This is a genomic window from Actinosynnema sp. NPDC049800 (assembly GCF_040656635.1).
Taxonomy (GTDB): Bacteria; Actinomycetota; Actinomycetes; order Mycobacteriales; family Pseudonocardiaceae; genus Actinosynnema.
On the sequence record NZ_JBFAMT010000003.1, the window covers coordinates 201,565 to 220,314 of the forward strand.

The 18,750-nt window shown below is 72.7% G+C and carries 20 protein-coding genes; 9 read left to right on the plus strand and 11 right to left on the minus strand.

Annotated features, from left to right (window positions below):
* Positions 1-23: 23 nt before the first annotated feature.
* Both AB0I91_RS06200 and AB0I91_RS06205 read right to left on the minus strand, forming a co-directional pair.
* Positions 24-1,154 carry an aminotransferase class V-fold PLP-dependent enzyme gene (locus AB0I91_RS06200; protein WP_499635550.1) on the minus strand — a complete coding sequence of 377 codons (1,131 nt, stop codon included), beginning with the start codon at positions 1,152-1,154 and terminating at the stop codon, positions 24-26.
* A gap of 63 nt (positions 1,155-1,217) precedes the next feature.
* The gene (locus AB0I91_RS06205; protein WP_499635552.1) at positions 1,218-2,762 is read right to left on the minus strand and encodes an ABC transporter substrate-binding protein; all 1,545 of its coding nucleotides are present in this window, start codon (positions 2,760-2,762) and stop codon (positions 1,218-1,220) included.
* A 29-nt stretch (positions 2,763-2,791) separates the two neighbouring features.
* Here AB0I91_RS06205 and AB0I91_RS06210 point away from each other — a divergent pair, with 29 nt between their 5' ends.
* Positions 2,792-3,571, plus strand: a complete 780-nt coding sequence (locus tag AB0I91_RS06210) for a carbon-nitrogen hydrolase family protein (protein ID WP_498781695.1) — start codon at positions 2,792-2,794, stop codon at positions 3,569-3,571.
* 112 nt (positions 3,572-3,683) lie between these two features.
* Positions 3,684-4,619 carry a DUF2382 domain-containing protein gene (locus AB0I91_RS06215; protein WP_498781697.1) on the plus strand — a complete coding sequence of 312 codons (936 nt, stop codon included), beginning with the start codon at positions 3,684-3,686 and terminating at the stop codon, positions 4,617-4,619.
* Positions 4,620-4,677: 58 nt separating this feature from the next.
* On the opposite strand, the gene nadC is transcribed toward AB0I91_RS06215, so the two are convergent.
* From nadC to nadA, 3 genes are read right to left on the minus strand one after another with little or no spacing between them, the layout of a single operon-like run.
* Positions 4,678-5,541, minus strand: a complete 864-nt coding sequence (nadC, locus tag AB0I91_RS06220; protein ID WP_498781698.1) for a carboxylating nicotinate-nucleotide diphosphorylase — start codon at positions 5,539-5,541, stop codon at positions 4,678-4,680.
* Positions 5,538-7,160: an L-aspartate oxidase gene (locus AB0I91_RS06225; protein WP_499635555.1), complete on the minus strand. Its 1,623-nt coding sequence runs from the start codon at positions 7,158-7,160 to the stop codon at positions 5,538-5,540. The genes nadC and AB0I91_RS06225 overlap by 4 nt, the downstream gene beginning before the upstream one ends.
* Positions 7,157-8,176, minus strand: a complete 1,020-nt coding sequence (nadA, locus tag AB0I91_RS06230; protein ID WP_498781700.1) for a quinolinate synthase NadA — start codon at positions 8,174-8,176, stop codon at positions 7,157-7,159. Before nadA ends, AB0I91_RS06225 begins: the two co-directional genes overlap by 4 nt.
* 64 nt (positions 8,177-8,240) lie before the next feature.
* Here nadA and AB0I91_RS06235 point away from each other — a divergent pair, with 64 nt between their 5' ends.
* From AB0I91_RS06235 to AB0I91_RS06255, 5 genes are all read left to right on the plus strand, one after another.
* Positions 8,241-8,930 (plus strand): NUDIX hydrolase, encoded by a 690-nt coding sequence (locus AB0I91_RS06235; protein WP_498781702.1) that lies wholly within the window; start codon positions 8,241-8,243, stop codon positions 8,928-8,930.
* The gene (locus tag AB0I91_RS06240; protein WP_498781704.1) at positions 8,927-9,607 is read left to right on the plus strand and encodes an LON peptidase substrate-binding domain-containing protein; all 681 of its coding nucleotides are present in this window, start codon (positions 8,927-8,929) and stop codon (positions 9,605-9,607) included. The genes AB0I91_RS06235 and AB0I91_RS06240 overlap by 4 nt, the downstream gene beginning before the upstream one ends.
* Positions 9,608-9,647: 40 nt before the next feature.
* Positions 9,648-10,373: a type I 3-dehydroquinate dehydratase gene (aroD, locus tag AB0I91_RS06245; protein ID WP_498781781.1), complete on the plus strand. Its 726-nt coding sequence runs from the start codon at positions 9,648-9,650 to the stop codon at positions 10,371-10,373.
* Positions 10,374-10,577: 204 nt separating this feature from the next.
* Positions 10,578-11,837 (plus strand): MFS transporter, encoded by a 1,260-nt coding sequence (locus AB0I91_RS06250; protein WP_498781706.1) that lies wholly within the window; start codon positions 10,578-10,580, stop codon positions 11,835-11,837.
* Between the two features lie 2 nt (positions 11,838-11,839).
* Positions 11,840-12,592 carry a putative hydro-lyase gene (locus AB0I91_RS06255; protein WP_499635720.1) on the plus strand — a complete coding sequence of 251 codons (753 nt, stop codon included), beginning with the start codon at positions 11,840-11,842 and terminating at the stop codon, positions 12,590-12,592.
* A 12-nt stretch (positions 12,593-12,604) separates the two neighbouring features.
* On the opposite strand, the gene AB0I91_RS06260 is transcribed toward AB0I91_RS06255, so the two are convergent.
* The 4 genes from AB0I91_RS06260 to bioD all read right to left on the minus strand — a co-directional run bounded on the left by AB0I91_RS06260 (position 12,605) and on the right by bioD (position 15,287).
* Positions 12,605-13,201: a DUF2567 domain-containing protein gene (locus AB0I91_RS06260; RefSeq protein WP_498781708.1), complete on the minus strand. Its 597-nt coding sequence runs from the start codon at positions 13,199-13,201 to the stop codon at positions 12,605-12,607.
* A gap of 40 nt (positions 13,202-13,241) precedes the next feature.
* Positions 13,242-13,439, minus strand: a complete 198-nt coding sequence (bsaP, locus tag AB0I91_RS06265) for a biotin synthase auxiliary protein BsaP (protein ID WP_053715567.1) — start codon at positions 13,437-13,439, stop codon at positions 13,242-13,244.
* Between the two features lie 8 nt (positions 13,440-13,447).
* Positions 13,448-14,464, minus strand: a complete 1,017-nt coding sequence (gene bioB / locus AB0I91_RS06270; protein WP_499635558.1) for a biotin synthase BioB — start codon at positions 14,462-14,464, stop codon at positions 13,448-13,450.
* A 106-nt stretch (positions 14,465-14,570) separates the two neighbouring features.
* The gene (bioD, locus tag AB0I91_RS06275; RefSeq protein ID WP_499635561.1) at positions 14,571-15,287 is read right to left on the minus strand and encodes a dethiobiotin synthase; all 717 of its coding nucleotides are present in this window, start codon (positions 15,285-15,287) and stop codon (positions 14,571-14,573) included.
* A 60-nt stretch (positions 15,288-15,347) separates the two neighbouring features.
* Here bioD and AB0I91_RS06280 point away from each other — a divergent pair, with 60 nt between their 5' ends.
* Together AB0I91_RS06280 and AB0I91_RS06285 are read left to right on the plus strand one after the other, a co-directional pair.
* The gene (locus AB0I91_RS06280) at positions 15,348-15,587 is read left to right on the plus strand and encodes a glutaredoxin family protein (protein ID WP_498781715.1); all 240 of its coding nucleotides are present in this window, start codon (positions 15,348-15,350) and stop codon (positions 15,585-15,587) included.
* Position 15,588: 1 nt separating this feature from the next.
* Entirely contained in the window at positions 15,589-16,221 is a 633-nt protein-coding gene (locus tag AB0I91_RS06285; protein ID WP_499635564.1) for a hypothetical protein, read from the plus strand.
* On the opposite strand, the gene AB0I91_RS06290 is transcribed toward AB0I91_RS06285, so the two are convergent.
* Both AB0I91_RS06290 and AB0I91_RS06295 read right to left on the minus strand, forming a co-directional pair.
* Positions 16,201-17,469: an adenosylmethionine--8-amino-7-oxononanoate transaminase gene (locus AB0I91_RS06290; RefSeq protein WP_499607371.1), complete on the minus strand. Its 1,269-nt coding sequence runs from the start codon at positions 17,467-17,469 to the stop codon at positions 16,201-16,203. The genes AB0I91_RS06285 and AB0I91_RS06290 overlap by 21 nt on opposite strands.
* Positions 17,456-18,685, minus strand: a complete 1,230-nt coding sequence (locus tag AB0I91_RS06295; protein ID WP_498781719.1) for a cytochrome P450 family protein — start codon at positions 18,683-18,685, stop codon at positions 17,456-17,458. Before AB0I91_RS06295 ends, AB0I91_RS06290 begins: the two co-directional genes overlap by 14 nt.
* Positions 18,686-18,750: the final 65 nt, after the last annotated feature.

Here is an 18,750-nt window from a genome sequence, read left to right on the forward strand (position 1 = left end):
CCGACCCGGCGTGGCGACCGCCGTCACGGGCGCACCCGGCTGACGGCCTCCACGGCCCGGTCGACCTGCGCGGGCTCGACGAAGTAGTGGGGCGAGGCCCTCACCACCTCGGCGAGCCCGCGCCTGGTCATGTCCAGCAGCGTGGACGACGCCCAGCTGACGGTGACCGTGATGCCCTCGCGGGCCAGCCGGTCGCGCACGTCGGTGGCCGGCACGCCGTCCACGGTGAACGTGACGATGCCCGCCTTGCGCACGCCCGGGTCGCGCACCGTCACGCCCGGCAGCGCGCTCAGCCCGTCACGCAGCCGTCGCGCGCGCTCGCCCACCTCGCGCTCGATCACGTCCAGGCCCTTGGCCAGCGCGTGCCGTGCCGCCGCGATGAGCCCGAGCCGGTCGGCGACGCTCGTCTCCCAGATCTCGTAGACCCGCGCGTCGTCCCGCAGCCGGATGTCGTCCGGCGCGACCCACTCCGCGCTGTGCAGGTCGACCAGCCGGGGGTTCATGCGCGCGGCGGCCTCGCGGCGCACCACCAGCACACCGGTGCCGCGGGGCCCGCGCAGCCACTTGCGGCCGGTGCCCGAGATGAGGTCCACGCCCAGTTCGTCGGCGCGCACCGGCAGCTGCCCGATCGACTGGCACGCGTCCAGCAGCACCAGCGCGCCCACCTCGTGCGCCGCGTCGGCGACCTCGCGCGCCGGGTTCACCAGCCCGCTGTTGGTCGGCACGTGCACCAGCGAGACCAGCTTCACCCGCTCGTCCAGCACCTCCTTCAACGCGTCCACGTCGATCTGCCCGAACGCGTCCGACGGCACCGCCTCGGCGGAGGCGCCGACCTCGCGCGCCCGGCGCAGGATCGGGATCGCGGTGCCCGCGTACTCGGCCTCGCTGAACAGCACCCGGTCGCCCGCGGCCAGCGGCACGGCGTCGAACGCGGTCAGCCACGACCGGGTCGCGCTGTCGGTGAACGCGATCTCGTCCGGCGACGCGCCCAGCAGCTGGGCGAACACCCCGTACCCGGCCTCCAGGTCGGCCGCGCGCTCCTGCGCCGCGACGTACCCGCCGATCTCCGCCTCGCGCCGCAGGTGCCCGATCACCTCGTCGAGCACCTCACGCGGTGGCAGCGACGAACCGGCCGAGTCGAGGAAGATCGTCATGGTGCCCCCAGGGTCCGCGGGTTTCCCGTGCACTGTCGCCAACAGCATGCAACAGGACGGGGGCTAGCGGGGCGTCCACTTCTCCAGGTTCCACCACGGGCCCCACGACAGCGCGCCGTGCGCGTGCGGGTCCACGACCTCCTGGTAGCCGTTCCAGTTCTCCCGCACCACGTACGTGTGCCGCACCGACGCCAGCACCACCATGCCCGGCGCGGCCACGTACGCGCGCTGGAACTGCTTGTACGCCGCCGCCCGCTGCGCCGGGTCGAGCGACGTGCGCCCGGCGTCCAGCGCGGCGTCCACCTGCGGGTTCGAGTAGCCCCACGGGTTGGGCGAGCGCAGCTGCTGGTAGGTCATCAGGTCCGGGTCGAACGGGGTGCCGCCGCCGTGCAGCAGCGCGTCCGCGCCCAGCCTCGGCGCGAGGGCCTCCCAGCTCAGCCCGGCCAGCTGCACGTCGATGCCGACCGCCTTGGCGTCCGCGGCGAACGCGGTGGCCAGGTCGGCGCGCACCACGTCGCCGATCGGGTACATCAGGGTGAACCGGGCGACCACGCCGTCGCGCACGCGCACGCCGTCCGCGCCGCGCACCCAGCCCGCCTGGTCCAGCAGCAGCTCGGCCAGCGCCTTGTCGTAGGCGAACCGGGCGCCGGTCTCCACGAACTCCGGCAGCGCGTCCGGCACCGGCGTGCTCACCACCGCGCCCTGGCCGCCGAGCAGGTTGTCCACCACGCCCTTGCGGTTGACCCCGTGGTTCAACGCCATCCTGATCGCGCTGTCACCCGTCACGGCGCCACCCGGCAGCGTGACGGCACGCAGGTCGGCGCTGCGGTGGGTGATCACCCTCATGCCGTTGGCGGCGCTGAACGACGCGGCCAGCCGGGGCGGCAGCGCGGTGCCGTCGAACTCGCCCGCCTGCATCCGCTGGGCGCGCGTGTTGTCGTCCGGCACGAACACCACGGTCAGCTTGCGGATCTTCGGCTCGCCGCCGAAGTAGGAGGCGTTGGCCTCCAGCACCATCCGGTCGCCCTTGCGCCAGTCCACCAGCTTGTACGGGCCCGTGCCGACCGCGCGCACGTCGCGCAGCGGCCCGCCGAGCGCCTCGCTGGGCAGGATGCCGAGCACGAGCGCGTGCGGGAACGCCGCCCACGGCCTGGCCAGCGTGAACCGGACCGCGTGCGCGTCCAGCTGCTCCACGCCGGTCAGCTCCGCGAACGCGGCCCGCTCGGTCGAGCCGGACGCGGGGTCGAGCAGCGCCCGGTAGGTCGCCACCACGTCCTCGGGCCCGAACGACGTGCCGTCGGTGAACTTCACGTCCTCGCGCAGCGTCACCGTCCAGCTCAGCCCGTCCGCGGCGGGCTCGGGCGCGTCCGCCGCGAGCTGGGGCCGCACCGAGCCGTCCGCGCGGTGCTCCACCAGCCCGTCGTACAGCTTCGACACGCCCTCGCGGCCGTAGCCGAGCAGCGGGTTCAGCGTGGTCGGCTCCATCGGGTCGGCCAGCACGAGCGCGCTGTTGTCCGACGTGCCCTCGGCGCTCGGTGTCGCCGCGCCCGTGCACCCCGCGGCGGCGAGAAGAGCTACGACGAGCAGCGGGGGGAGGAGGGAGCGCACGAGACCCGACACTACCTAGAGTGGGCCGCATGCGTGTCGCCCTCTGCCAGATCACCTCGTCCAGCGACCCGGCGGCCAACCTCGACCTGGTGCGGGCGGAAACCGCGCGCGCCGCGGCCGGCGGCGCCCGCGTGGTGGTGTTCCCCGAGGCCACGATGTGCCGGTTCGGCGTGCCCCTCGGACCGGTGGCCGAGCCGTTGGACGGCCCGTGGGCGGGCGCCGTGCGCGCCATCGCCGACGAGCACGGCGTGGTCGTCGTGGCGGGCATGTTCACGCCGGCGCCGGACGGTCGGGTGGCGAACACCCTGCTGGTCACGGGCGGCGGCCACCACGTCGGCTACGACAAGATCCACCTGTTCGACGCGTTCGGGTTCACCGAGTCGCGCACGGTCGCGCCCGGCGACGCGCCGGTGGTCGTCGAGGTCGACGGCGTCACGTTCGGCCTGGCCACCTGCTACGACGTGCGGTTCCCGGAGCTGTTCCGGGCGTTGGCGGACCGCGGCGCGACGGCCGTGCTGGTGTGCGCGTCGTGGGGCTCGGGGCCGGGCAAGCGCGAGCAGTGGGAGCTGCTGGTGCGCGCGCGGGCGCTGGACTGCACGTCGTGGGTGCTGGCGTGCGGCCAGGCCGACCCGAAGGCCGACCACGGCGGCGCACCCACCGGTGTGGGCTACAGCACGGTCGCCTCGCCGTTGGGCGAGGTGGCCGAGCAGCTGGCGGGCGAACCCGGGATGATCATGTCCGAAGTGGACACGGAGAGTGTCACGCGGGCGAGGAATACCTTGCCCGTCCTGGCGAATCGTCGTCTCTGATTTCTTTCGGGGGACGTTGCCTCACACGAACGGGTGGCAGCCGAATAGGTGGCCCTTGGCACCGGGAAGCCTTCCGCGGGACGTATCACGACACGCGAAGGGGACGCTGGCCATGATCAACCAGGCCGAAGTGGACCGCCTGTACGACTGCGAAGTGATCGATGAGCACGGTGAGCGCATCGGCTCGGTCAAACAGGTGTGGCTCGATGATCGGGACGGACGGCCGATGTGGGCCTCGGTGCACACCGGCTTGTTCGGCCTCAAGGAGTCGTTCGTGCCGATCCAGGACGCGACCCTGGGCAACGGTGTCGTCACCGTGCCCGTGGACAAGCAACAGGTCAAGGACGCGCCCCGGATCGACGTGTCGGACCAGCACATGTCCGACAAGCAGCAGGACGAGCTGTACGAGTACTACGGCATGATCCCGTCGCACCGCACCGGCGACCACGACCGGCTGCCGGGCGGGCGCTCGGAGACCAGGCCCATGCCCGCCGCCGGCCACACGTCCGGGCTGAGCCGCGGCGAGATGCGCGGTGGCGGGATGCCCGGCGAGACGCGTCCGGAGGGACGCGGCGTGGCGCGCGAGGAGAAGACCACGGCCGCGGGCAGGTCCGCCATGGGCCGGCCGGCCGCGGAGGACACCACCGCCGGCAAGCGCGGCCGCCACGAGGCCCGCACGGGCGACTCGGTCACCCGCTACGAGGAAGAGCTCGACGTCGGCACCCGCGACGTCGAGGCAGGCCGCGTGCGCCTGGTCAAGCACACCGTGACGGAGCAGAAGGACGTGACGGTGCCGGTGACGCACGAAGAGGTCCGCGTGGTGAGCGAGCCCGCCGAGGGCACGTCGACCGACCGCGCGTTCGTCGACGAGGAGGCCGAGGTCACCCTCCGCCGGCAGGAGCCGGTGGTGGAGAAGAAGGCCAAGGCGGTGGAGAAGGTCCGGCTGGAGAAGCAGGCCGTGACCGAGGAGCAGCACGTCCGCGGCGAGGTGCGCAAGGAACGGGTGGACGTGGAGCGCGACGACAAGACCAAGCGGCGCGACTCCTGAACAGGACGCGCCCGCGCCTGTGCCCCGGGCGCGGGCGCGTTCCCGTCCGCTCAGCGGCTCACCGCAGGTCCAGCCCCAGGTCCAGGGCCGGGGCGGAGTGCGTCAGGCCGCCGACGGCCAGGTAGTCCACGCCGGTCTCGGCGTAGGCCCTGGCCACGTCCAGCGTGAGCCCGCCGGACGCCTCCAGCGCGACACCGCCCGCCCGGCGCACCGCCTCCGCGCACTCGGCGGCGGTGAAGTTGTCCAGCAGCACGAGCTCCGCGCCCTCGGCGACGGCCTCGTCCAGCTGGTCGAGCGAGTCGACCTCGACCTCGCACGCCAGGTGCGGCGCGTGGGCGCGCACCGCGGCCAACGCCGCCCGCACCGAGCCCGCGGCGCGCACGTGGTTGTCCTTGATCAGCACCGCGTCGCCGAGGCCGAGCCGGTGGTTGACGCCGCCGCCGCACCGCACCGCGTACTTCTCCAGCAGCCGCAGGCCCGGCAGGGTCTTGCGGGAGTCGCGCACGCGCGCCTTGGTGCCCGCGACCTCGTCCACCCACGCGGCGGTGAGCGTGGCGACGCCGGACAGGTGGCACAGCAGGTTCAGCGCGGTGCGCTCGGCGGTGAGCAGGCCGCGCACCGGCCCGCGCAGCACCAGCGCGGGCTCGCCGGGCACGGCCTTGTCGCCGTCCCGCCGCTCTTCGAGCACTTCCACGTCCGTGACCTGGCGGAACACCTCCAGCGCCACCGGGATGCCCGCGAGCACACCGGCCGCGCGCGGCGTCAGCTCCGCCACGGCCACCGCGTCCGCGGGCACGGTCGCCTCGGTCGTCGCGTCCGGGCCGTACCGCAGGTCTTCCGCCAACGCCGTCGCGATCACGCGCCGCGCGTCGTCCAGGTCGAGCCCGGTGCTCGCCCCGACAAGCCGGTCTTCGGCACTCATGCCACTCCCCTCGCCACCACCGGATCGGCCAGCACCGGCTGACCGGACGGGTTGAGCCGGACCACCTGACCGCGCTGCCACCGCACGTCGTCCCGCTCGGTGAAGTCGGTGCGCACGTGGCAGCCGCGCGACTCCTCGCGTTCCGCCGCCGCCGCGATCAACGCCCGCGCCGCCACGGTCAGCGCCGCGTCCTCGACCCGTTGCCGGCTGTCGAGCGCGCGGTCCGCGGTGGACAGGTCCAGCACCGACCCGACCACGGCGAGGCCCTCGGCGTCACGGCCGATCGCCGCGTACCGGGACATGACCCGCTGCAACGAGTCCCGCTCGGCGACCGGCGCCGTCGGCAGCTCCGCCACGACCGACGCCGACGGGCGGGCCAGCACGCCGAGCGCCAGGTCCGCCGCGACCGCCTCGGCCGCCCGCGTGCCGACGACCAGGCCTTCGAGCAGGCTGTTGGACGCCAGCCGGTTCGCGCCGTGCAGCCCGGTGCGGGCCACCTCGCCCGCCGCGTACAGGCCGGTCACGCCCGTCCGCCCGGACACGTCGGACACCACGCCGCCGCACGCGAAGTGCGCCGCGGGCGTCACCGGGATCGGCTCGGCCGCCGGGTCGACCCCCGCCGCGAGGCAGGCCGCGTGCACGGTCGGGAACCGGCGCGCGAAGTCGGAGATGCCCGTGGCGTCGAGGAACACGTGGTCGTCGACGCCGCCGGGGGCGCCCGCCAGGTGCCGGGTGATCGCCGCGGCCACCACGTCGCGCGGCGCGAGGTCCGCCAACGGGTGCACGCCCCGCATGACCCGTGCGCCGGTCGCGTCGACCAGCACCGCGCCCTCGCCGCGCACCGCCTCGGTGACCAGCGGGCAGCGGCCACGCGCGCCGCGCCCGGTGTAGAGCACGGTCGGGTGGAACTGGACGAACTCGACGTCCGCCGCCACCGCGCCCGCGCGCAGCGCCAGCGCGAGGCCGTCGCCGGTGGCCACCTCCGGGTTGGACGTGGCCTGGTAGAGCTGGCCGAGGCCGCCGCTGGCCAGCAGCACGGCGGGCGCCCCGAGCACGCCGGGCACGCCGTTGCCGTCCAGCACCAGCAGGCCGCACACCTGGCCGAGCGGTGTGCGCACCGCGTCCACCGCGACGTGGTTCTCCAGCACCGGCACCCGTCCGTCGGACGCCGCCGCCAACAGCGCGCGCTCCACCTCCGCGCCGGTCGCGTCACCGCCCGCGTGCACCACCCGGAACGCGCTGTGTCCGCCCTCCCGCGTGCGGGCCAGGCCACCGGTCGGCGCGGCGTCGAACACCGCGCCCCGCTCCCGCAACCGCGCCACCGCGGCCGGTCCGCCGGCGATGATCGCCTCGACCGCGGCCTCGTCGCACAGCCCGGCGCCGGCGACCAGCGTGTCGCGGACGTGCGCGTCGACCGTGTCGCCCTCGTCGTGCTCGCCGGGCAGCACGACGGCCACGCCGCCCTGCGCCCACCGGGTGTTGCCGTCCTCGCCGGCGGCCTTCGTCACCACGAGGACCCGGAGTCCCAGCTCACGCGCGCGCAGCGCCGCCGTCAGACCGGCCACGCCCGTGCCGACCACCAGGAGGTCGGCGCGGGCCTCCCACAACGGGGTGTTCATTCGCCGCCGCCGGGCTGCCCGATCTCGATCATGCGCTGCACCGCGCCCTGGGCCCGCTTCGCGGTCTCCAGGTCCACGTGCACCTCGTCCTTGTTCTCCCGCAGGCCCCGCAGCAGGGCGGCCGGGGTGATCATCTTCATGTACCGGCACGACGCCCGGTCGTTCACCGCGCGGAAGTCGATCTCCGGCGCGGCCCGGCGCAGCTGGTGCAGCATGCCGATCTCGGTGGCCACCAGCACCGACTTCGCGCTGGTCTCACGGGCGGCGGTGATCATGTCGCCGGTCGAGAGGATCTTCACCTTCTCGGCCGGCACGGTGCCCTCGCCCGCGAGGTAGAGCGCCGACGTGGCGCACCCGCACTCGGGGTGGATGAACAGGTCGGCGTCCGGGTTCGCCGCCGCGCGCTCGGCCAGCTCCGGGCCGTTGATGCCCGCGTGCACGTGGCACTCGCCTGCCCAGATGTGCAGGTTCTCCCGGCCGGTCTCGCGCTTGACGTGCGCGCCGAGGAACTGGTCCGGCAGGAACAGCACCTCCCGGTCGGCCGGGATCGACCTCACCACGTCCACCGCGTTCGACGAGGTGCAGCAGATGTCGGTCTCCGCCTTCACCTCGGCCGTGGTGTTGACGTAGGAGACGACGATCGCGCCGGGGTGCTCGGCCTTCCACGCGCGCAGCTGCTCGCCGGTGATCGAGTCGGCCAGCGAGCAGCCCGCCCGCTCGTCCGGGATCAGCACGGTCTTGTGCGGCGCGAGGATCTTGGCGGTCTCGGCCATGAAGTGCACACCGCAGAACACGATGGTGGACGCGTCGCTCGCGGCCGCGATGCGGCTGAGCGCCAGCGAGTCACCGGTGTGGTGGGCGATGTCCTGGATCTCGGGCAGCTGGTAGTTGTGCGCGAGGATGACCGCGTCCCGCTCGCGGGCCAGCTCCAGCACCTCGTCACGCCAGGCGGCGTCCGGCGCGATGCCGTCGTAGGCGCCGTCCGAGGTTCGCTCCACGTAGGCGGTAGCGACCATGGGTTCCTCCCTTGAGCCAGGTTTTCGCCTAACGGTCGAAAACGTGGCCGATAGTATCAGCCGAGTGGGACTGGCGGGACATGAGGTGCTGGCCGCGGTGCTCCAGGTGAGAGCCGGATCACTCCAGGTCATGCTGTGGGAGCGCGCTCGGGAACCGCACGCTCACCGCTGGTCACTGCCCGGTGGCGGGCTCGGCGACGACGAGGACGTCGAGGCTTCGATCCGCCGTCAGCTGGCGGAAAAAGTCGATGTGCGACAGTTGTCACACGTCGAGCAGCTGGCCGTGTTCAGCAACCCGTCGCGGGTGCCGGGGCCCCGGGTGGTGGCGACCGCGTTCCTCGGCCTGGTCCCGTCGCACATCGACCCCGTGGTGCCGTCGGACACGACGTGGCACCCGGTGGACGCGCTGCCCGCAACCGCGTTCGACCACGAGGCGATCTGCCGCCGCGCCCGCAACCGGCTCGCGTCGAAGCTGTCGTACACGAACCTGGGGTTCGCGCTGGCCCCGCCGGAGTTCACCATCTCCGCGCTGCGGTCGCTGTACTCGGCGGCCCTGGGCTACAAGGTGTCGGCGACCAACCTGCAACGCGTGCTGGCGCGGCGGGGGCTGCTGGAGCCGACCGGCGGGACCGTGCAGCCGGGGCCGTCCGGCGGCAGGCCGGCGGCGCTGTTCCGGTTCGTGTCGGGGGAAATGCGGATCACGGACCCGTTCGCCGTGCTGCGGCCACCGTCCGCCCGTAGCTTGGGTTCGTGACGACGACCCTCCCGCTCTTCCCGCTGGGCACCGTGCTGCTGCCCGGGGCGTCGCTGCCGCTGCACGTGTTCGAGCCGAGGTACCGCCAGCTGACCGTCGACCTGGTGACGGGCGCGGTGCCGGAGCGGACGTTCGGCGTGGTGTCGATCAAGCAGGGGTGGGAGGTCGGCGCGGAGAACGTCGAGGCGCTGTCCGACATCGGCTGCACGGCGGTGCTGGAGGAGGCGCGACGGCTGCCGGACGGGCGGTACGACCTGACCACGAAGGGCGGTCGGCGGTTCCGGCTGCTCGACGTGGACGAGGACAGCGCGCCGTACCTGGTCGCGTCGGTGCAGTGGCTGCCGGACACCGCGGCGCCGCCGGAGGTCGAGGCCGTGCTGCCGCTGTTGGCGGAGAGCGCGCGGGCGGCGCACGGCCGGTACCGGCAGGCGGCGTACCAGGCGGTGGGGCGTCGGCCGCCCGGTCCGGACACGGCGTTGGCCGACCTGGCGTACGCGTTGGCCGGCGACTGCCTGCTGACGTTCGAGGACCGGCAGCGGCTGCTGGAGGAGACCTCGCCCGCCCGGCGGCTGCGGATGGTGCGGAAAGTGCTGCACCGCGAGGCGGGCATTCTGGACGCGTTGAGCGCCGTGCCCGCGCCGTTGTCGGAATTGGGCCAACTACCTCATCGCAACTGACCCGTCAAGCGGGCGGTGTAGGATGCCGCGGGTGAATACCATGCGTGCGCTGCTCGGGCTCGACCTCCCGTTGATCGCGGTCAGCTTCGCCGACGACGACAGCGCGCGGGCGGCGGCGGAAGCGCGTTCCCTCGGGGTCGACGTGGCCGAATTGCGCATCGACCGGTTCTCGCGGACCGAGGTCGGGCACGTGCTCGACCAGGTGCGCGCGTTCGACGGGCTGCCCGTGCTGGCGACCGTGCGCTCGGCGGCGGAGGGCGGCGGGTGGAGCGGTTCCGAGGAGGCCCGGCTCGAGCTGTTCCGCGAGGTCGCGCCGCTGGTGGACGCGGTGGACGTGGAGCTGTCGTCGCGGGAGGTCGTGGCTGACGTGATCGCCGCCGCGCACGCGCACGACGCGGTGGCGATCGTGTCGTTCCACGATTTCGACCGCACGCCCGACATCGGTGAACTCGAAAACACCGTGCGTGCCGCGAAGGACGCCGGTGCGGATATCGTGAAGATTTCCACGATGGCGAACACCGGTGCCGACGTGAAGAAGTTGGCTTCTTTGTTGGTGAATTCCGGGGACGACACGGGAATGATCGTGATCGCCATGGGCGAGATCGGCACCGCGTCCCGCATCTTCTTCCCCGCGCTCGGTTCGCGGTTGACCTACACGTTCATCGGGCACCAGCCGACGTCGGGCCAACTCGATTACGCCGAGACGTCCCGGCTCGTCCGGCAGTTCTACCCGGGGTACGACCGGAGGGGCGCCGTCGACGCCTGAGCGTTCGACTCGGAGGTCCGGACGTAGGGCACGGCCGTCCTGAACGTGGGACACGCACGACGCGGGGGGACGACTCGCGCGGGCGTGCGGGAGCGTGCACTCACGGTGGGGTGTTGATTCGTCCTATTGCCCTCTAGTGGGATTGTTCAACAATCCCCTACGGTGTGGGCCACGGCACACCCTCACGGCTGCGAGGTGACCCACATGAGCACCACAGACGTAGACACGACCAAGGACGGCCCGTTCGCCTGGTTCCACACCCTGGGCCGCAACGGCAAGCGGGCGTTCGTCGGCGCGTTCGGCGGCTTCGGCCTGGACGCCTACGACTTCCAGGTCCTGCCCCTGAGCCTGTTCGCCATCACCGCCTACTTCGGCCTCACCACGGGCCAAGCGGGCCTGCTCAACACCGTCACCCTGGTCGTCTCCGCCCTCGGCGGCGCGATCGCGGGCATCCTCGCGGACCGGATCGGCCGCGTCCGCACCCTGATGATCACGGTCGTCACCTACGCCGTCTTCACGGTGCTGTGCGGCTTCGCCACCAGCTACGAGATGCTGATGGTGTTCCGCGCCCTGCAAGGCCTCGGCTTCGGCGGCGAGTGGGCCGCGGGCGCCATCCTCGTCGCCGAGTACTGCAAGCCGCAGTACCGGGGCCGGACGGTGGCGTTCATCCAGAGCTCGTGGGCCGTCGGCTGGGGCCTGAGCGTCATCGTCTACACCGCCGTGTTCAGCTTCCTGCCCCAGGACCTGGCCTGGCGGGTGCTGTTCTGGACCGGCGCGATCCCCGCGATCCTGGTCTTCTACGTCCGCCGCAACGTCAAGGACGCGCCGCGGGCCGAGCAGGCGTTGCGGACCAGCCCGGCCAAGGGCAGCTTCAAGGCCGTGTTCCGGGGCAGCCTCGGCCGCACCACGGTGTTCGCCGCGATCCTCGCCACCGGCGTCCAGGGCGGCTACTACACCCTGGCCGGCTGGGTGCCGACGTTCCTCAAGACCGAACGCGGCCTCAGCGTGGTCGGCACCGGCGGGTACCTGGCGCTGCTCATCAGCGGCGCGTTCGCGGGCTACGTCACCGGCGGCTACCTGACCGACCTGCTGGGCCGCAAGCGCACGTTCGCCCTGTTCGCCGTGCTCAGCGCCATCCTCATCGTGCTGTTCACCAACATCCCGCCGGGCGCCAACGGCCTGATCCTGCTGGTCACGTTCCCGCTCGGGTTCACCACGTCGGCGATCTTCAGCGGGTTCGGCTCGTTCCTCGCCGAGCTGTACCCGACCGAGCTGCGCGGCACCGGCCAGGGCTTCACCTACAACTTCGGCCGCGCGGTCGGCGCGTTCTTCCCCGCCCTGGTGGGCTTCCTGGCGCAGGGCATGGGCGTCGGCGGCGCGATGATCTTCGGCGCGATCGCCTACGGCATCGCCGTCCTCGCCCTGCTCGGCCTCCCCGAGACGAAAGGAGTCGAACTGCGATGACGATGACACCGGAACAGGTGCGCCGGGGGCACCAGGGGCCGACGGCCGGGCTCGCGGACGGCTACGCGCAGGCCAACCTCATCGCGGTCCCCGAGGACTGGGCCTACGACGTGCTGCTGTTCACCCAGCGCAACCCCAGGCCGTGCCCGGTCCTCGACGTCACCGACCGGGGCAGCACCACGACGTTCCTCGCGGGCAACGCCGACCTGATGCGCGACGTGCCCCGCTACCGGATCTGGGAGCACGGCGACCTGGTCGACGAGCCGACCGACGCCTCCCGCTACTGGCGCGACGACCTCGTCGCGTTCCTCATCGGGTGCAGCTTCACGTTCGAGTCCGCGCTCAAGCAGGCCGACGTCCCGCTGCGGCACGTCGAGCAGCGGCGCAACGTGCCGATGTACGTGACCGACCGCGAGTGCCGCCCCGCGGGCTGGCTGCACGGGCCGATGGTGGTCTCGATGCGCTACATCCCGGCCGACCTGGTCGACACCGCGAAGCGGGTCACCGCCCGGATGCCCGCCGTCCACGGCGCGCCGGTGCACGTGGGCGACCCGGGCGCGCTCGGCATCGACGACCTGGACCAGCCGGACTTCGGCGACCGCACCGAGCCGCACGAGGGCGACGTGCCGGTGTTCTGGGCCTGCGGCGTGACGCCGCAGGCGGCCGTGATGGCGTCCAAACCGCCGTTCGCGATCACCCACGCGCCGGGGCACATGTTCGTCACCGACGTGCCCGACCTGGCCTACCAGCTCTAGGCCCGGCCGGCGCTAGCCGAGCCGGCGGCCGAGGTCGTCCAGACCGTTCCACGCGGCCAGGCAGCCGTACGCCAGCGCCGTGCCCAAGGGCCACGCCAGCAAGCCCCACCACGTCTCCAGCACCGGGGCCAGGGCGATCACGTCACCCACCGCGGGCGCGGCGTCGACGGCGTACCGGCTGCCCGCCGCGCCGATCCCGGTCAGCTGGGCGAGGTAGGCCGCCACGAGCGCGCCGAGCGTGGCGGCGAGCATCACCACCGGGCCGCGGCGCTCCCGCAGCAGCCACACCGCGATGCCCGTGACCAGCCCGGCGGCCAGCCCGATCAGCACGAACAGCATCAGCCCGTCGAGCCGGTGGTAGCTCTCGCCGGTCACCGGGATCAGCGAGCCGTCCTGCTGCGCCACCACGTTCTGCGGCGGCGCGAGCCTCGCCCACAGCCACCCCGCGGGCAGCCCGAACAGCGAGATCACGGACAGCACGGAGAACGAGGGCAGCAGGTCGCGCTTCACCACGACCCGCGGCCGTCGGACCACGTAGTAGTACTCGAACGCCGGCGCGGGTGGCACCCGAACGGGCGTCGCCCGCTCGTCCACCGGTTGCTCCGCCACCCGACGACCTCCCTGCACCCGTGACCAGATGCAGGGCAGGTTACCGCGCGGAGGTGATCTCGCCGTGGCGGCTGCACGTGGCCGTCCACCCGGCGGGTGTCACCTGCACGACCATCCGGCGCGCGCACTCCGCGCAGAACCGCGGCGGATCGATCACACCCAGCCGCGACGCGCACGCGGAGTGGTCGGCCTCCGCGCTCGCCTTGCCGCAAAATCCGCAGTACGCCACAGCACCCAGCCCGCTCGTCACAGGGTCTTGCTCAGTTCCTTGATCGGCATGGACAGCTCGGTCAGCATGTCGAGGTCCTGCTGGGCAGGCCGGCCGAGGTTGGTCAGGTAGTTGCCGACGATGATCGCGTTGACGCCGCCGAGCATGCCCTGCTTGGCGCCGAGGTCGCCGAAGGTCAGCTCACGGCCGCCGGCGAAGCGCAGGATCGTGCGCGGCAGGGCGAGCCGGAACGCGCCCACGGTCCGCAGCGCCTCGGGGCCCTCGACCACCGGGTAGTTCTCGTACGGGGTGCCCGGGTTGGGGATCAGGAAGTTGAGCGGCACCTCGTCGGGCTCCAGCTCCGCCAGCTGCACGGCGAACTCGGCGCGCTGCTCCAGCGTCTCCCCCATGCCGATGATGCCGCCGCAGCAGACCTCCATGCCGGCCGTGCGGATCATCTTCAGCGTGTCCCAGCGCTCCTCCCACGAGTGCGTGGTGACCACGTTCAGGAAGTGGGAGCGGGCGGTCTCCAGGTTGTGGTTGTAGCGGTGGACGCCCATGTCCACCAGCTCGTCCACCTGCTCCTGCGTGAGCATGCCGAGCGAGCACGCGATCTGGATGTCGTTGCCGTCCTCGCGGATGGCCTTGATGCCGTCGCGCACCTGCGAGAGCAGCCGCTTGTCCGGCCCGCGCACGGCGGCGACGATGCAGAACTCGGACGCGCCGGTCTCCGCGGTCTGCCGGGCCGCGCGCACCAGGCCGGGGATGTCCAGCCACGCCGAGCGCACCGGCGAGGGGAACTGACCGGACTGCGAGCAGAAGTGGCAGTCCTCGGGGCAGCCGCCGGTCTTGAGCGACACGATGCCCTCGACCTCGACCTCCGGGCCGCACCAGCGCATCCGCACCTCGTGCGCCAGCTCCAGCAGCTCCGGGATGCGCTCGTCGGGCAGTCGGAGGACTTCGAGCACCTGTTCCTCGGTCAGCCCGACCCCCCGCTCCAGCACCTGCTCGCGGGCAACGCCGAGGACATCGACCTGTTCAGGGGCTGCGGTCACAACGTCTCCTCGTCATCCGGCGGTGGTCCGCCGTGCAGTCTGCCGCACGGAACCCCGCCCGCCCGAGCGACGTGCGTCACTGGTTCGTTCCACCACGGGCGGGCCGTCAGCAGGTGTGCGGCGCGGCGAACTTCTCCGGGTCGAACGTACCGCCGAACCACGGCGACAGGCCTTCCCTCGCCCGGTCCGCGAACTCGGACCGGCCCAGCGCCGCCATGCCGTCGGGCAGCACGCCCAGCAGCGGCGCGCCCGCCGCCTCGGGCAGGTCGACCAGGTTCGTGCGGGCGGCCAGGTCGGGCACGGCGGGCCAGCGGCCCACCACCACGCCGACCGACTCCAGGCCTCGGCGCAGCAGGGCCTCGGCGGTCAGCGCGGTCATGTTCAACGTGCCCAGGCCCGGGTGCGCGACGATGAGCACCGGCGCGTTGAGCGCCCACGCCGCGTCGGAGATGGTCGAGCCCGCGTCGTCGAAGCGGACCAGCAGCCCGCCCGCGCCCTCCACCAGCACGAGGTCGTGCGTCTCGTCCAGCGCCACGGCCGCCGAGGCGACCTCGCTGGGGTGCAACGCGGGCCGCCCGGAGCGGCGCGCGGCCGTGGCCGGTGCCAGCGGTTCCGGGTAGCGGCGCAGTTCACGGGTGGTGACGGAGCCGGCGAGGCGGGCCACCTCGGCGAGGTCGCCGGGCTCGCCGTCGGCGACACCGGTCTGCGCGGGCTTGAGCACGGCGACCCGTCGACCGTCGGCCGCGGCCAGGGCCGCCAGGGCGGCGACGACCACGGTCTTGCCGACCTCGGTGCCGGTGCCGGTGATCACGAGGACGCTCACGGCGACTCACCCTAGGCCTATACGGAGCGTTGTGGTCCTCCGCGTTCTACAGTCACCGCTATGAGTGAGATCGTTCTCTACGGGGCTAACTGGTGCGGCGACTGCCGGCGGGCCAAGGCGTGGCTGCGGGAGCACGAAGTGCCGTTCACCGACATCGACGTCGAGCAGGACGACGCGGCCCGCGACCGCGCGATCGAGCTCGCCGGCGGGCGCAAGAACATCCCGGTCATCGCGCTGCCGGACGGTCGCGTCCTGGTGGAGCCGACGAACACCGAGCTGGCCGCAGCGGTCGACGGCTGACGTGGCGAAGAACGGCAGGCGCAAGGAGCGCCAGCGGGGTTCCCAACGCGCGCGGGACAACTCGTCGGTCCGCACCGCGGGCCCGCCGGCGCCGCCGAAGCCGAAGAGCTGGTTCCAGCAGCAGGGCGGCGGCGTCCAGACCCTCATCGTTCTGGGTGTCACCGCACTGGTGGTCGGCGGGCACTTCTTCCTGTGGGGCGTGGTGTTCCCGGCGGTGGGCGCGGCGGTCGGCCGGGTGCCGGTCGTGTCGACCGCGACGGGCTGGCTGTTCGGCGGCGGCGCGTTCGTCGCGTGGGGCGTGGTGGCGATCAACCACGACACCGCCAAACCGGGGACGCTCAAACGGCTCCGGGTCGTGGCGTGGGTGTGGTCGGCGATCGCCGTGCAGCTGTTCCCGACCGGCTACGCCAACGGCATCAGCCTGCCGGTGGACTTCTGGGCGGGCGTCTACGCGGGCGCGTACGGCGTGATCCTGACGCCGGTCGCCCTGGGCGTGGTCGCGCTGGGCTGGTGGCTGCTGGTCAACAAGCTGGCCGGGCACAAGGCGGAGCCGACCAACCAGGCGGTCGGCTGGATCTGCGTCGGCTACGCGACGTTGCTGCTCGTGTGGGGCTCAACGCTGCTGCGCGTGTGACGCCTCGGCCGCGGCGACGACAGCGGCGGCGATCGTCGCCACGTCGTCGTCCGTGCTGATGAACGGCGGCATGGTGTAGATCAGGTCGCGGAACGGCCGCAGCCACACGCCGTGGTCGACGGCCGCGGCGGTGGCGGCGGCCAGGTCCACCGGGTGGTCCAGCTGCACGACGCCGATCGCCCCGAGCACCCGGACGTCACCGGGCGCGTCCGCGAGGCCCGACCGCAGGCCGGCCTCGATCCGCCGCACCGACGACCGCCAGTCCTGCGCCAGCAGCAGGTCGGTCGACGCCAGCGCGACCGCCGAGGCCAGCGGGTTGCCCATGAACGTCGGTCCGTGCGCGAGCACCGGCACCTCGCCCTGGGAGATGCCGTCCGCCACGCGTGACGTGCACAGCGTCGCGGCCATCGACAGGTAACCGCCGGTGAGCGCCTTGCCCAGGCACATGATGTCCGGGCTGATCCCGGCGTGGTCGGCGGCGAACAGCTCGCCGGTGCGGCCGAAGCCGGTGGCGATCTCGTCGAAGATCAGCAGGACGTCGTGCGCCAGGGTCAGCTCGCGCAGCACGTGCAGGTAGCGCGGGTCGTGGAAGCGCATCCCGCCCGCGCCCTGCACCACCGGCTCCACGATGACCGCGGCCAGCTCGTCGGCGTGCGCCTCGATCAGGTCCGCCAGCTCCTGCACGTACGCGGTGTCGAGGTCGCGCGGCGGCGCGGACGCGAACACCTGCTCCGGCAGCACGCCTCGCCACAGCGAGTGCATCCCGCCCTCCGGGTCGCACACCGCCATCGGCTGGAACGTGTCGCCGTGGTACCCGCCGCGCCAGGTCAGCAGCCGCCGCTTCTCCGGCCGGCGCCGCGACCGCCAGTGCTGCAGCGCCATCTTGATCGCGACCTCGACCGACACCGACCCCGAGTCGCACAGGAACACGTGCTGCAACGGCTCGGGCGTGATCTCCACCAGCCGTGCCGCCAGCGCCACCGCGGGCTCGTGGGTCAGGCCGCCGAACATCACGTGGCTCATCCGGCCGAGCTGGTCGCGCAGCGCCCCGTCCAGCACGGGGTGCCGGTAGCCGTGGATGGCGGCCCACCACGACGACATGCCGTCGACCAGCTCGCGCCCGTCGTCCAGCCGGAGCCGGACACCCTCGGCCGAGGAGACCACCAGCGGCTCCAGGGTGCCCGGCATCGGGCCGTACGGGTGCCAGACGTGCGCCTGGTCCAGCTTCAACAGCTCATCGCGCTCCACGAGGGGTCAGGCTAACCGGCAGCGACTGGAGCCCGCGGATGAGCACTCCCGGCCGCCACTTCAGCGCGTCCGGGTCCGCGGCGAAGGCGACGTCGAACCGGTCCAGCAGCGTCCCGATCGCGATCTCGCCCTCCATCCGGGCCAGCGGGGCGCCCAGGCAGTAGTGGACGCCGTGGCCGAACGCCAGGTGCCCGGCGGCCTGCCGGGTGATGTCGAGCCGGTCCGGGTCCGGGAACCGGGAGGCGTCGCGGTTGCCGCCGGACAGCGACACCACCACCACGCTGTCCTTCGGGATGACCACGTCACCCAGTTCCACGTCCTCGTTGGTGTAGCGGAACGTGGCCTGGTTGACCGGGCTCTCGAAGCGCAGGAACTCCTCCACCGCGCCGGGCAGCAACGAGCGGTCGGCGCGCAGCTTGTCCAGCTGCTCCGGGTTGCGCAGCAGGTGGTACACGCCGTTGGCGATCAGGTTGACCGTCGTCTCGTGCCCGGCGACCAGGAGCAGGAACGCCATGGCGATCAGCTCCATCGGTTCCAGCCGGTCGCCGTCCTCGTCGGCCTGGACCAGCGCCGAGAAGAAGTCGTCACCGGGCGCGGTCCGCTTGTGCTCGACCAGCTTCGCCAGGTAACCCGCCATCTGGGCGCCCGCCTGCTGGAGCTCCTCCGGCTCCCCGTTGCCGCCGACCAGCACGTTGGACCACACGCGGAACTCGTCGCGCTCGTCCATCGGCACGTCGAGCATCTCGCAGATCACCGTGATGGGCAGCGGGAACGCCAGCGCGTCGACCAGGTCGACGTCGCCCTTCTCCCCCGCCTCGTCCAGCAGTTGGTCGGTGATCTCCTGGATGCGCGGCCTCAACTGCTCGACCCGCCGGGCGGTGAACGCCTTCATGACCAGCTTGCGCAGCCGGGTGTGGTGCGGCGGGTCCATGTTGAGCATGTGCTGCACCAAGGACTCGTCGAACGCGGGCGCGTCACCGCCGTCGACCCGGTTGCGCTCCATGACCTCCGGGAAGCGCTCGAAGTGCTTGCTGAACCGCGGGTCGGCCAGCGCCGACCGCGCCTCCTCGTACCGGGTGACCAGCCACGCCTTCGTGCCTCGCGGCAGCACGATCTGCGACGCCGCCGCCTGCTCGCGCAGCCGGGCGTGGTACGCGTGCGGATCGGCGAAGTAGTCCTCGCCGAGCACGTCGAGACCGGCGATCTTCTCCCCCACAGGGATCCCCTCCTCGTTTGAGTTAACCCTGTTCACTCAAACGATCCGAGGCTCCCTCTTGTCCC

Excerpts from the sequence above, each read along its gene's own strand:
- AB0I91_RS06215 (WP_498781697.1), top strand. The coding sequence starts at position 3,684 with ATGATCAACCAGGCCGAAGTGGACCGCCTGTACGACTGCGAAGTGATC.
- AB0I91_RS06200 (WP_499635550.1), bottom strand. The coding sequence starts at position 1,154 with ATGACGATCTTCCTCGACTCGGCCGGTTCGTCGCTGCCACCGCGTGAG.
- AB0I91_RS06225 (WP_499635555.1), bottom strand. The coding sequence starts at position 7,160 with ATGAACACCCCGTTGTGGGAGGCCCGCGCCGACCTCCTGGTGGTCGGC.
- aroD (WP_498781781.1), top strand. The coding sequence starts at position 9,648 with ATGCGTGCGCTGCTCGGGCTCGACCTCCCGTTGATCGCGGTCAGCTTC.
- AB0I91_RS06210 (WP_498781695.1), top strand. The coding sequence starts at position 2,792 with ATGCGTGTCGCCCTCTGCCAGATCACCTCGTCCAGCGACCCGGCGGCC.
- nadC (WP_498781698.1), bottom strand. The coding sequence starts at position 5,541 with ATGAGTGCCGAAGACCGGCTTGTCGGGGCGAGCACCGGGCTCGACCTG.
- AB0I91_RS06255 (WP_499635720.1), top strand. The coding sequence starts at position 11,840 with ATGACACCGGAACAGGTGCGCCGGGGGCACCAGGGGCCGACGGCCGGG.
- AB0I91_RS06280 (WP_498781715.1), top strand. The coding sequence starts at position 15,348 with ATGAGTGAGATCGTTCTCTACGGGGCTAACTGGTGCGGCGACTGCCGG.
- AB0I91_RS06250 (WP_498781706.1), top strand. The coding sequence starts at position 10,578 with ATGAGCACCACAGACGTAGACACGACCAAGGACGGCCCGTTCGCCTGG.
- nadA (WP_498781700.1), bottom strand. The coding sequence starts at position 8,176 with ATGGTCGCTACCGCCTACGTGGAGCGAACCTCGGACGGCGCCTACGAC.